Annotated in this window: 9 protein-coding genes; 3 read left to right on the plus strand and 6 right to left on the minus strand. The window is 50.5% G+C overall.

Annotated elements, in window-relative coordinates; genetic code table 11:
- Window positions 1–4: 4 nt before the first annotated feature.
- From G5306_RS08405 to asnB, 3 genes are all read left to right on the plus strand, one after another.
- Window positions 5–1,579, plus strand: coding sequence for a cation:proton antiporter (locus G5306_RS08405; RefSeq protein WP_368195624.1), 1,575 nt, complete (start codon window positions 5–7; stop codon window positions 1,577–1,579).
- Window positions 1,580–1,708: 129 nt separating this feature from the next.
- Window positions 1,709–2,077, plus strand: a complete 369-nt coding sequence (locus G5306_RS08410) for a cupin domain-containing protein (protein WP_279623734.1) — start codon at window positions 1,709–1,711, stop codon at window positions 2,075–2,077.
- 192 nt (window positions 2,078–2,269) lie between these two features.
- The gene (gene asnB / locus G5306_RS08415; protein WP_005361356.1) at window positions 2,270–3,934 is read left to right on the plus strand and encodes an asparagine synthase B; all 1,665 of its coding nucleotides are present in this window, start codon (window positions 2,270–2,272) and stop codon (window positions 3,932–3,934) included.
- A gap of 317 nt (window positions 3,935–4,251) precedes the next feature.
- Here asnB and G5306_RS08420 read toward each other — a convergent pair whose 3' ends face one another.
- The 6 genes from G5306_RS08420 to G5306_RS08445 form a co-directional block, all read right to left on the minus strand.
- The gene (locus G5306_RS08420; RefSeq protein WP_227342501.1) at window positions 4,252–4,758 is read right to left on the minus strand and encodes a hypothetical protein; all 507 of its coding nucleotides are present in this window, start codon (window positions 4,756–4,758) and stop codon (window positions 4,252–4,254) included.
- 60 nt (window positions 4,759–4,818) lie between these two features.
- Window positions 4,819–6,153: a capsule biosynthesis protein gene (locus tag G5306_RS08425; protein WP_421312718.1), complete on the minus strand. Its 1,335-nt coding sequence runs from the start codon at window positions 6,151–6,153 to the stop codon at window positions 4,819–4,821.
- 7 nt (window positions 6,154–6,160) lie between these two features.
- The gene (locus G5306_RS08430; RefSeq protein ID WP_421312719.1) at window positions 6,161–8,251 is read right to left on the minus strand and encodes a capsular polysaccharide biosynthesis protein; all 2,091 of its coding nucleotides are present in this window, start codon (window positions 8,249–8,251) and stop codon (window positions 6,161–6,163) included.
- A gap of 228 nt (window positions 8,252–8,479) precedes the next feature.
- Window positions 8,480–9,313: an acyltransferase gene (locus G5306_RS08435; RefSeq protein WP_421312720.1), complete on the minus strand. Its 834-nt coding sequence runs from the start codon at window positions 9,311–9,313 to the stop codon at window positions 8,480–8,482.
- Window positions 9,314–9,385: 72 nt separating this feature from the next.
- On the minus strand, window positions 9,386–11,662 hold the full coding sequence (locus tag G5306_RS08440) for a bifunctional glycosyltransferase/CDP-glycerol:glycerophosphate glycerophosphotransferase (protein ID WP_421312721.1): 2,277 nt from the start codon (window positions 11,660–11,662) through the stop codon (window positions 9,386–9,388).
- A 4-nt stretch (window positions 11,663–11,666) separates the two neighbouring features.
- Entirely contained in the window at window positions 11,667–12,758 is a 1,092-nt protein-coding gene (locus G5306_RS08445) for a Stealth CR1 domain-containing protein (protein ID WP_421312722.1), read from the minus strand.
- Window positions 12,759–12,779: the final 21 nt, after the last annotated feature.

Consider the following 12,779-nt stretch of genomic DNA (forward strand, 5'->3'; position numbering starts at 1 on the left):
TGTTATGGAACCCATTCTGATCGCCGTGGCTTTTGGTTGCGGCATGGTAGTCAATCTGATTGGCCTGCCCCCCCTGCTCGGCTTTCTGGCCGCCGGTTTTATCCTCAACGGCATGGGATATGAAAATACCCCCGCCCTGAGCGAGGTGGCCGATCTCGGCGTCACCCTGCTGCTGTTCACCATCGGCCTCAAACTCAATATCAAGACCCTGATGCGGCGCGATGTGTGGGGCACCACCAGCCTGCACCTGTTGCTCTCCACCCTGCTCTTTACCATGGTGCTGCTGGTCTGCAAGGGGCTGGGGCTTGAACTTGCCCTCTCGCTGGACTGGAAACTGGCGTTGCTGCTGGGCTTTGCCCTCTCCTTCTCCAGCACCGTCTTTGCGGTCAAGGTGCTGGAAGATCGCAGCGACATGAATGCCCTCTACGCCCGTATCGCCATCGGCGTGCTGGTGATGCAGGATGTGTTCGCCGTGGCCTTTCTGGCCTTCTCCAGCGGCAAATGGCCCAGCATCTGGGCGCTCTGGGTACTGGGGCTGCCGCTGCTGCGCCCGCTGCTGTTCAAGCTGCTGGAGCGTGCCGGGCACGGCGAGTTGCAGGTGCTGTTCGGCGTGTTTCTGGCGCTGGTGGTCGGGGCAGCCGGTTTTGAAGTGGTCGGCCTCAAACCGGATCTGGGGGCCCTCATCATCGGCATGCTGCTCGCCTCTCATCCGGCGGCGGCGGGATTGGCCAAGGCGCTCTTCAACCTCAAAGACCTCTTTCTGGTCTGCTTCTTTCTCACCATCGGCCTCAACGGCCTGCCGACCCACGACACCATGTTGCTGGCGCTGGCGCTGGTGCTGGCCCTGCCGCTCAAAAGCGCGCTCTACTATCTGGTCTACAGCGGCGCACACCTGCGGGTGCGTACCGCCCTGCTCTCGACCCTGGCGCTCACCAACTTCTCGGAGTTTGGCCTGATCGTCGCCGCCATCGCCGCCAAGGCGGGCTGGCTCTCCCACGAGTGGCTGGTGGCGGTCTCGCTGGCGCTGGCGGCCAGCTTTATGATCTCTGCCCCGCTCAATGCTCAGAGTGAGCGCATCTACCATCGCATCGGCCACTGGCTGCGGGGATTGCAGGCGAGCAACCTCCATCCGGAAGACAGACCCATCGAGCTGGGCGATGCGGAGGTGATCATCCTCGGCATGGGGCGGATCGGTCAGGGGGCCTACTTCGAGCTGGAGAACAAATACGGCAACGTCATCCTCGGAGTGGAGAACGACAGCGAGAAGCTACCCACCCTGCGAGCCCAGGGGATGAACGTCATCGAGGGGGATGCCACCGATACCGACTTCTGGGATAAGGTGTTGCTCTCCAATCAGGTGAATCTGGTGCTGCTGGCGATGCCCCACCACTCGGGGAATCTCTACGCCATCGAGAAGCTGCGCAGCCACGGGTTCAACGGCAAGATAGCCGCCATCGTCCGCTTCGAGGATGATATCGCCTCCCTGCAGGAGCAGGGCGTGGATGCAGTGTTCAACGTCTACAACGAAGCAGGCAGCGGCTTTGCCCGTCATGTGATCCGCCGCTTGCAGCCGCTTTGAGTCGTCGGGCTGCGGCTCTTGGCAAGGGAATGCGCATCGTTTAAGTTATGCACAACCTCGTTTAATAAAACGAACAAATGCGGGGCCTGGATGGCCCCGTTTTCATATCCCCATTGCCAGGGAGGCACCATGAAGACCCTCAACGACTGGATTTTGCCGGGCCGCCACGAGGCGGCCCCTACCCCGCTGATGCCAGCCCCCGAGCGCATTAAAGCGGGCAACCCGGCGCAAACGGTGTGGAACCACTACTCCGACCCAAGCCAGCAGTTTCACGTGGGCTTCTGGGCTTGCGAGCCGGGCCGCTGGACCATTCACTACACCGAGCACGAGTATTGCCAGCTGCTGGAAGGGGATGTGGTGATCCACGACAGTCTGGGCGGCCAGCTGGCCCTCAAACCCGGCGATCAATTCGTGATTCCGGCAGGCTTTGTCGGCGAGTGGGAGACTCTTACCCCCTGTCGCAAGGTCTATGTGATCTTCGAACCCGCCTCGGCTTGACGTTCACGTCACCCGGCCCCGTTGCAACAATCCTTATCCTGTTGATCTGCTTGACGCTTACGGCATGATTTTCTGCGGTTTTCCCGCTTGCAAAAGGTTTTTCCGCTAGGCATTGTGTCTGACGAGGAATGTAAATGGAATTTCGAGCCCAAACGTGGGGGGCTCATATAAAAATCAAGAGGATTACCGCCAATGTGTTCAATTTTCGGCATTCTGGATATCAAGTCCGATGCAGTTGCCCTGCGCAAATCGGCGCTGGAGATGTCCAAGCGACTGCGTCACCGCGGGCCTGACTGGTCCGGCGTCTACAGCTCAGACAAAGCCATTCTGGTGCACGAGCGTCTGGCCATCGTCGATCCGGGCAATGGCGCCCAGCCGCTCTACAACCCCGAGCGCACCCATGTGCTGGCGGTCAACGGCGAGATCTACAACCACAAGGAGCTGGAAAAGACCCTCAAGGTCGACTTCCAGTTTCAGACCAAATCCGACTGTGAAGTGCTGCTGGCTCTCTACAAGGAAAAGGGCCCGGCGTTTCTCGACGATCTCAACGGCATCTTTGCCTTCATTCTTTATGACGCCGAACAGGATGCCTACCTGATTGGTCGCGACCACATGGGGATCATCCCCCTCTATACCGGTCGCGACGAGCACGGCAACTTCTATGTCGCTTCCGAAATGAAGGCGCTGGTGCCGGTCTGCAAGAGCGTCGAAACCTTCCCGCCGGGACACTATCTGTGGAGCAAGGATGGCGAGCTCAAACAGTGGTACAAGCGCGACTGGATGGAATACAGCGCGGTCGAGCACAACGTCAGCGACAAGGCCGAGCTGAAAGCGGCGCTGGAAGCGGCGGTCAAACGCCAGCTGATGTGTGACGTGCCCTATGGCGTGCTGCTCTCCGGCGGGCTGGACTCCTCCGTTATCTCCGCCATTACCAAGCTCTATGCGGCGCGCCGCATCGAGGACGATGGCAAGAGCGAAGCCTGGTGGCCGCAACTGCACTCCTTCGCTGTCGGCCTGGAAGGGTCGCCGGATCTCGCCGCCGCCCGCAAGGTGGCTGATCACCTCGGCACCATCCACCACCAGATCCACTTCACCGTGCAGGAGGGTCTGGATGCCCTGCGCGACGTCATCTATCACCTCGAGACCTATGACGTCACCACCATCCGCGCCTCCACGCCCATGTACCTGATGGCCCGTTACATCAAGGCGATGGGGATCAAGATGGTGCTCTCCGGCGAAGGCTCTGACGAGCTGTTCGGTGGCTACCTTTACTTCCACAAGGCGCCCAACGCCCGCGAGTTCCACGAAGAGAACGTGCGCAAGCTCGCCTCTTTACATCTCTATGACTGCCTGCGCGCCAACAAGTCGATGGCAGCCTGGGGTGTCGAGGGTCGCGTGCCCTTCCTCGACAAGGAGTTCATGGACGTGGCAATGCGCCTGCAGCCTGCCGACAAGATGTGCGGCAAGGGCAAGATCGAGAAGCACATCCTGCGCGAAGCGTTCGAAGATCTGCTGCCCCACGAAGTGGCTTGGCGCCAGAAGGAGCAGTTCTCCGACGGCGTAGGTTATTCGTGGATCGACAGCCTGAAAGCCATGGTGGAGCAGGAAGTGACGGATCAGATGTTCGAGGCGGCGGCATTCCGCTTCCCCATCAACACCCCGCTCACCAAGGAGGCCTACTTCTACCGCGCCATCTTCGACGAGCACTTCCCGCTGGAAGCCGCCGCCCGTACCGTGCCCTACGGCAAGTCGGTCGCCTGCTCCACCCCCACCGCGCTGGAGTGGGATGCCAAGTTCAAGGAGATGGCCGACCCGTCAGGCCGCGCCGTGATGGACGTGCACCAGCAGGGCTACTAAGCCAGAGCGGGGCGACCCCATCGGCTAACGCCAGATAGCAAAAAGCCCTTCACCATGGTGAAGGGCTTTTTATTTTTAAATGTTCCAGATGCAATCAATATTGATAAATGAATATGCCACTTAGCTCATCTTGAAATAAATCCACAATAATTGTTGCTCAGATAAAATGAGGCACCATTTTATGACTCACAAGTCAAAATCTGGCCTGAAATATATTTCACACAGCTTGCCAGATTATATCCACCACAAATGTGTATTAAAAAAACGTGGCAAAATGACAAAGTACAATGCGTAATGGCGATCATATTTCGCTAATATTACAGCGTCCATCGCAATGAGAAGGTGGTGACCGCGACATGGTCTCCCCCAGGTACCCAATCAACCTTGGGTGCATAACCGACTTCCAATGCAACTGACTTGTAACCCAGTATCACTATCGGCAAAGCGGCAAAACCATCAATACCCGAACCGTTGAGATAACCCGCCTGCGCCCCTACCCCAGCAAAAACATGTTCGGTGAGATACCACTCTTTCCGATAAGAGAAACCCGCATAACCAGCTGTATTTTCTAGAGAATCCCGATAAAGCCCGCCGCGCAGCGCAAGTTTTCCCGTGTCGTTGTCACCCAAGAACACCCACGCCAATCCCAATCCCGGGTTAAAACCATTAAAGTCACAGGTTTTGCTTTTTTTTCCTGTTCCCTGCGAACAATCACTGTGTATTGATGCCCCGTGAATAATAAGTGAAAGATCATGTTCAGCTGCCATGGAAAATGTCGGCAGCCCCAAGAGTCCAATGGATAACAAGCAACCGTGAATGTTCATGTTAACCTTCCTGATTTTATTTACCTCTCACTAACACACTAAATCAAAAATAGGCAGACATCAAACGAGTAACATCAGAGCGGTTGAACCGATAGATGTAAACGGGTCGCTAATACCATCGAGAGTGGCCAGCCAGGGTAATGTAAGGCACATGGTATTATTCACCCTCATACGGCGTTCCGGCGATACAAGCTCATCACGCATATTCGGCGCTGAAAGCTTCATTTTTTCCATGACCGCCAGCGCACTCATTTTCAGATGACGGTAAAAACTGGCATTGAGCTGGGTCAGATGGAGCAAGGAGTGGCGCACCCGTTTGAATGTCTCGGCACATACCGGGCTCTGCGAGAGCCAGAAGGAGGCCAGCGAACCTTTGGTGGTCAGACCGTCAATATCATAGAGTGCCCGCCCCATGCAAAAGGTGGGTACATCATGGAGCAGAGCAGAGAGACCGACCGTGCTGTTGATGGTGATCACCCCTTTGAGCAAGGGATACAGGGTTGGCAGCGGCAGTTCATAACCGTAAAAGACCCTCCCCTCCAGGCCAAGCACCGCGATGAGCCTGTTTATCTGGGCACGATAACTGACATAGCCCCGATCCATGGGGTGGTGCTTGAACAGCAACACATCTTCGGGTTTGGCATGCTCCGCAAAGGAGTTGATCACCTGCGCAACCATCTCCTCTACCCCGCTCAGGTCAGAGTGCTCACGGATCTGAAAATCCTCGGTCACTTGCAGTGGCACAAAAAAGATCCGCCCGGCGTGCCGGGGCAACGCCTTGAGCAGGGCGCGATCCTGGCGCAAGTTGCCGTATTTCACCATGGCGCCACAGACCCACCCCATCGCCTCCTGCACCAGACTCCAGGGACGGTGATTCACAAAGTGGGGATAACGCCAACGGAACAGCGACTTGTTGATGTGGTAGCGACTGGCATACCAGGCGCGCACCGCAAAGGTCTTGCCCACTTTGAGTGAGCTGTCATAAGGCACAGGCCAATCCAGTTGGGCAAGTTGATCGCGCCGCTCATACCAGGGGCTGAAGGCATTGACCCCACCCTGCTCCAGCGTGACGAAATCGGGTCTGAGATAGCCCTCCTCCATCGCCCAGAATGGCACTCGCTTCAACTTGCAGATACGGCCAGCCTCCAGATGGTAATAACGGCAGTCCCCGTAACAGATCACCGTATCGATACCCTGCTGCTTGAGCACCCGGCGGAAAAAGGCGTTCCAGCTTTCCGGTTTCCCGCGAAAACGCAGATTTTTTCCGGCACAGGGCCAGCACTCATCCCCGCCATTGAAATGGATCTTCACCACCTGATGTCCCGCCTCGGTCAACTGGCGACTCAGGGTCTGAAAGAAAGGGCCAAGCGGGCCTTGCAGTAACAAAATCTTCATTGACGACTTATCTCAAAAACGGGGAGAGAGAGGGGCGCTGCATGAGCGTCTGGAACAAGTAACCGAGCTTGAGCTGCCAGCGTTGCCAGCGGCTCGCTTTTTGAGCCGATGAGTGTCCCTGCTTCGCCAGTTGGTGGATCAACTGCTCCGGACTTATCCAGAGCCCGGTCTGCCAATCGAGATAGAGCGGATAGGCAACCAGCGTCAGATAGACCAGCGCCGCCAGCGGCAGACTACGTTGACGACGAGCAGGCGGATTGGCATCCGTGGTCAACCCCCAGCCACTGTAGAAGGGTTGGCCCCAGGTCGTCACCTTGACCCCCTGCACCAGCGCCTCGAAGCCACTGAGCGAGGTCATGGTATGCAGCTCATCCACATGGGGATAGAGGCTGGTGAGCCCAATATCCAGCACCTGGCTATCGACACACTCCGCCAGACAGGCCGCAGAAATCGCCCCACCACGATTGCCCGCCACCACATCAGGGTGTGGCTTGTAGAGAATATGAGCGTCGGGTTTGGCCGCTCGCACCGCCCACAGCAACTGCTCGTTGCTGCGAATATGGGGGCTCCCGGTCAGGATGGAGGCATCGCCATCCACCTGACCCACCACCAGCACCAGCTCACGGCCATCATCGGGCCTGGTGTAGTGCTGCGGCTCGCCCACATTGTATTTGCTGACCCTGTGTTCCCGTAGCAAGGCGAGCAGCGCATCCCCGCGCTTGACCTCCGCCTCTGTCAACTCCTGATAGTTGAGCAACTGTTCCAGCCCGCTGGGAGTGCGACTGTCGAAATAGATCCCGACCGGGTCCAGTGACAAGGAGGAGGGACGACAGAGATTGGAGCCCAGCCCCCTCGAGCGAATAAAACCATCCTCGACCCGGATTGCAGAGGCGAGATCAGGGTGGCGGCTACCCCACACCAATATCTGCTCGTCACCGGTCAACCGCTTGGGTGGCTTGCGCACAAAGCGCAACTCATCGGCCAAATGCTGGCAAAACGCCTGCATAAATGCCCGCTTCCACAGCGAGAAACCGACCAGATAGAGCCGGCGCCAGCGCGGCGCGGGGCGGCGCTGATTCGCAATAATGGCGATCACCTCCTCTACCTCGCAACGCTGGCCCAGCACAGGGTCGAGATAGCGGGGATAGCGGATCAAGGCTGCCGCGACCAGCTGGGCGAGCGACACTTTTACGTTGCGCCGTTCACACTGCTTGCTGTCATGGGTCAGCCCCCAACCCGCATAAAACGGCATACCGAAGCAATAGACCGGCTTGCCAAGCAACAGGCCCTCAAAACCAAGCTGGGATGACACCGTATAGACAGCATCCACCACATTGAGCAGCGCATGGGGATGGCAGTGATCGGCCACAATCTCCACATCATCCAGGTTCAGACGGGCCAACACCCCGCGCTTCTTGCCAAGGCGAGTATCGGGATGGGTGCGCAGCAGCAGGCGCGCATCGGGATGATTGCGGCGCGCCGCCTCCACCATCGCCACAAAATCAGCTTCACTGGCCAGCGCCCCCGGAATGGAGAGATCCCCCGCCACCTGATCGACCAGCAGGACCCTGGGTTTGGCGCTCTGCTGCAGACGTGTGGCAAGCCCTGATGGCAAGCCGCCATAGTCCCCGACAGCAGAGAGGGCGGTCACGCTGCCGCTGGCAATCGACTGACCGGGGGCAGTGGCATAACAGTTGTATTTGGTGACCCCGAGGCGTACCAGCTCACCGATCAATCGTTCGGCCCGTGCCAACATCTGTGGCTCGCACGGGGTGGCAATCAATTGCTCAAGCTGGCTGGGCTGGCGGGCATCGTAATAGATCCCCACCGGATCGGCGATCAGCGAGACCGCCTTGCCCCCCCTGGCGGGATGGCCGATATAACCGATAAAACCATCTTCAAGCTGCCAATAGGGCAAACTCAGGGTCTTGGCCTGCTCCTTGATCTGGTGGGTATTAGCCTTCTGGCCCCAGCCGATCAGCACATCACCCGACTTTACGGCATCAGGGGAAGCAAAGCGCGCCAATGGCTGTCCCAGACAGGCGCTGATTTGAGTGCTGCGGGCCAGTATGCCGCTGGATTGTGTCCATAAAGTCATGCAAATTGCTCAGAAGATTATGTTAGAAACCACATGAGAGTTATTTTTTGTGTGCAAAAACTATCGCAATATAATTTTCATATTATAGGTTTTGAATATACCATAAGCAGAAAACTCTAATTTCCACTGCTGTATGAAGATAGAGTTTTCACTTAGAATTTATTATCTAATTTAGTTTAGAGTACACACTGACAAAATACCTTACTGTAAAATTTGCCTCTCAATAACTTATATTGTAGCTTCTGGGATGAAAAATCTATCCTTTTTATTAAAGCAACTAATAGTAGATATTATATACCCAAGTTTTTCCTTTGCATTAACCAAAGAGATAAAATCACAATCAATATTATCAAACGACTTTGTTTCTCCATCCTTGAAATTAAAAATATATGCATCAGTATCTTTCTCATTAAATTTTTCAGTTTCGACACTAGTCCAATTGTGAACGCAATCCTCCGTATAAAAAACATTATCCCTAACCATTTTTGCTGGATTACCAGCCCAACTAGAGTTTGAGTGAACCGTCTTGTTTGATAAAACAGCACTTGCCCCAACAATACTCCCAGACCCTATTTTCGTTCCCTTGAGAAGGAGAGCATCCTGCCCAATCCAAACATGATCTCCAACATAAACACTTTTACTATGATTGATTCTTTTCTTAGTCGTGGCGTCAAAAATAAGATGAGGATCCGCTAATCTAATACTAATACCAAAAGACAATAAGCACCGACTGCCGAAAAAAACATTTTTTCCTTCAGAAAGAGTAAGGCTCATTATTTGTCCGTGCGGATTAAAATAATTATCCTCGCCAAAGAATAGGACTGAGCCATTAAAAATATTTGCAGAAAATGTATATGGATGTCTGCTCCGCGATAAAAACACAACTGAATTGCTTCCCAAAAACCTTAGAGTTACATTTTTCAATGTAACACCTTCTTGACAGTAAAGTATATTATTCTCACCATCCAAGATAATTTCAGAGTTAATCATTTCAGGGTAATGGCCATGAAAAAAACTAGACCCTACCTTTAATATACCCTCTCTATTTTTTATTCTTTCCATTACTCTCTCACATATTTAAAATATAGTAGCCAGCAGACGCCAATTAATTTTTGGCGCCACTGAAAATTTAGACTAAGCCTCAATCAAATCAACAATTCTTTTCGAATTCTTGTTATCTCTATATGTAAAGAACTTATTGGCAACTTTCTCATACTTCTTATCCATATTAATGTTATTGGAGATAATCCCTTTGAGTTCTTCAATAAGATTTTTTTCTGATGTAACAACTGGCCCAGGAATACCAGTACGAGGACACACAAGAGGCCCACCACGAGTAGAGAAGAACTTTTGTGCATCAAACCAATAGTAAAGGACAGGTTTTCGCTGATAAAGCATATCAAATGACGCAGATGAGTAATCAGTAATCATTATATCTGCCGATACAATAAGTGATTGAACATCAATGTCGTTCATACTATGGATAGTAATTTTATTGGAGCAAGGTAAAGCTTTTAAGTGCGCGTGCATTTTATGATGCAAACATACGTCAGCAGACATATTATGCTCTGCTAACATTTTGTTAAAACTATCAGATGAAATTAACTCATTTATCTTCTTGTAGTATTGAGAGTTAATAAACTGTTTCTCATTGACATTTGAAAGCCAATCTCTCCATGTTGGCAGAATCAATATTCTACTCGAGCGCTTACTTTGTTGCTTCGGTAGCTTATCAAAACGGGAAAGACCTGTAACTGAAACTTCGCTCTTATCAAAACCGAACTGCTTGCATATTAGTTGCTTTTCAAAATCAGAGCTGACAATAAATTTATCCGGCAACTCATGCCGTTTTTCCATAGAGTTCTTGTCATAGTATCCCGTCGCTCTGTTAAGAGCGAAAATGCCGTGTTGCAGGAAAATTTTTCTCTTATGCTTGTGCTCCTCAGCAACACGCTGCCACTGGTGGAATACATCCCTCATGCTATCGCTGAATACATAAGTAGATGCTCTGTTAAAAATAATAAAGTGTTTTAAACTACCATATTTTATTACATTGGGAAAACCATCAAGATTTTCTTTTGTTTTAGCTTTACCATCTATAACATAATAATACTCTTTATTCCCTTTATATTTTTTAGCATCTTGAACATGGCAAAAAACATGGTAACTAGAATCATTTGCAGTTTTACCTAATCGTTCACCTACAAGAACAATATTATCACTGTCTTTATATAGTGCTGCACTGACTACTTTTGATATACCATATTTGGCTTTCCATGCCGTATTGATGCATGATGACTTTACTTTATTTTTTATTTTTCTTATCTTTGCTTTTAACTTTTTATTTTTCAAGCTGTGGTAGTCTTGAATAATATCATTGTCGCTCTTTTTAATTCCCTTATTAAGACATGACTTTTTAAATACGCCATTCATGACTCTATGTGCTTCTGAATAGAAGCCATGGTAGATGAGCAATAATGGTAGCCGTCTCGGTGGTGTAAAAACTCTCAATGGTTTATCACCAATATGAGAATTTAGAAAGTGTCTAAGATGTTTATATACGGGTTTTACTTCATCAATGGTGCAATCAGCCGAATACTTGGTTAGACGGTATAGCAACCCCCGTAACACAAACAGTTTTGCAAGATACGTCTGGCGATCCGGTAATCCAAATTGCAATGTCAGTTCGTATACTTTAGTTAGATCATAGAATACTTTTTCGTTGACAATTTGTGTGCAGGACGGATTATCCTCATCATCTCGTCCACGATAGAGATAGCTTATATGTGGAGTCGTTGATATATGATTAGCCTTATACATAGCTTTCATCACAAATATCCAGTCCTCAGCCAGTTTGATACCAACGGGAAACTCGATATTATTTCTTAACAGCAGATTTCTTTTATATAACTTGGCCCACGGTGCCGGTGTTTTTACTAAAATAGAGTGATGGAAGAATTTCACTTTTCTAAGCGCTGCGCTAGCAACTTCAGCATGATCCTCAATAAACCAGCTTCTTCTAGAGTTAAATGCTTTACTATGTGAAACGATAACCTCAGAATCTGTTTCCTTTGCCAACTTGTACAATGGAGAGAGCGCATCTGGTGGCAATAGATCATCAGAGTCCAAGAAAAATACATACTCTCCAGAAGCGATCTTGATCGCATTGTTTCTGGCAACTGACTGACCAGCATTTTCTTGCTGTATGAGATATATATTCTTATAGGTATTCTGATATTCTCTGATTATTTCAACTGAATTGTCAGGCGAGCCATCATCGATAAAAATAACCTCAACGGACTCCTCAAAACTGAAACCTGCAACGACTTGGATTGTTAATGAGTCAATGCAGTCTCGAATATATTTTTCTACATTGTAGACAGGAATAATTACCGATATTAACTTGTTCACTTGTTTATCCCGAAATCCCAGTGAAATAATTAGAAAGCAATAGCTGAGCATTGCTTTTTTGCTTTATATTTTTCGTATTAAAGTCATTGGCACAAAATGAGTGGGGTAATGTTCCCTTATTTTTTGCTATCTGAAGAGCGTTGAAATACGTAGCTGCAGCAGGTGACCTGATATTAAAATAGTAACAAATGTCCCTAGAAGGCACAGACACGCCTCGAATATATGAGAGCCAAGGAACGAAAAATGTTGCCAAATTCAAGTCATCATTTGTTCTGAATTTATTCGACAAAAATTTCCTCAACTCTGCTCTATATAATCGCCAGCATTCCTCAAACATGCTTTTCCGCAGAGGAACGTAGGTATGTACCAATGGATGATCAATGAGAAAACTGAAGTCATGATTCAAGATAGCTGCAGATTTTAATGATGCAGACAAGGTAGGTGTATCAGCCCCCTTCCCTTGCATAATGGCCAAGCTTTTCTTGGACATAAAGAGGGAGGCAATACCATTGCTTCTGAAAAAATGTCCCGCTGGTAGTGGTCTGGCGACAAAGACATCGTCATTGAAATAGATAAAGTGCTCCGCCAGTCCAGGTATCTTGTGCAGGTGGGCTTCAATCACATGGGAATTGAACGTAGGCAGGTATTGTGACTCGATAATGTCCGAGTGGTCGACAATCCGGACCCGATCAGAGGGAGTCAACCATTTCGGACACTGTTTATCAGTCACAATATATATACGTCGAACCCAGGGCAAAAACTTCAGTACGCTGCCCAGTGAATATTTCAGCTCATCATGGTTGCTAAACCTTGCAGGATCAGTGGCATGTTGCCCAACATTACCTTCATTGACTAACTGCTTGTAATGTTGATAACGTGTTTGCCAAGCGGGATCAGAATCATCGACCCATGTAAATACCACATCGATTGGAAAATCGATTTCTATTTGACTCTCCAGAGCCAAGTCATGGCGCATCAGAATATCTTCTTCATTCTCTGCACAAGCAATCTCGTTTCGAATGACCGGATATTTTTTATTCAAATGATCACGAATAAAAATTCCCGGGCTTTTGAAAAATTTCTTCAGTTTTCTCATCTTGTTTCGATACTAACGTGG

Source organism: Aeromonas sp. 603404 (genome assembly GCF_049171775.1).
In the GTDB taxonomy this organism is placed as follows: Bacteria; Pseudomonadota; Gammaproteobacteria; order Enterobacterales; family Aeromonadaceae; genus Aeromonas; species Aeromonas veronii_A.

Coding starts and splice junctions, on each gene's coding strand:
- G5306_RS08405 (WP_368195624.1), top strand. CDS start 5: ATGGAACCCATTCTGATCGCCGTGGCTTTTGGTTGCGGCATGGTAGTC.
- G5306_RS08410 (WP_279623734.1), top strand. CDS start 1,709: ATGAAGACCCTCAACGACTGGATTTTGCCGGGCCGCCACGAGGCGGCC.
- asnB (WP_005361356.1), top strand. CDS start 2,270: ATGTGTTCAATTTTCGGCATTCTGGATATCAAGTCCGATGCAGTTGCC.
- G5306_RS08420 (WP_227342501.1), bottom strand. CDS start 4,758: ATGAACATTCACGGTTGCTTGTTATCCATTGGACTCTTGGGGCTGCCG.
- G5306_RS08425 (WP_421312718.1), bottom strand. CDS start 6,153: ATGAAGATTTTGTTACTGCAAGGCCCGCTTGGCCCTTTCTTTCAGACC.
- G5306_RS08430 (WP_421312719.1), bottom strand. CDS start 8,251: ATGACTTTATGGACACAATCCAGCGGCATACTGGCCCGCAGCACTCAA.
- G5306_RS08435 (WP_421312720.1), bottom strand. CDS start 9,313: ATGGAAAGAATAAAAAATAGAGAGGGTATATTAAAGGTAGGGTCTAGT.
- G5306_RS08445 (WP_421312722.1), bottom strand. CDS start 12,758: ATGAGAAAACTGAAGAAATTTTTCAAAAGCCCGGGAATTTTTATTCGT.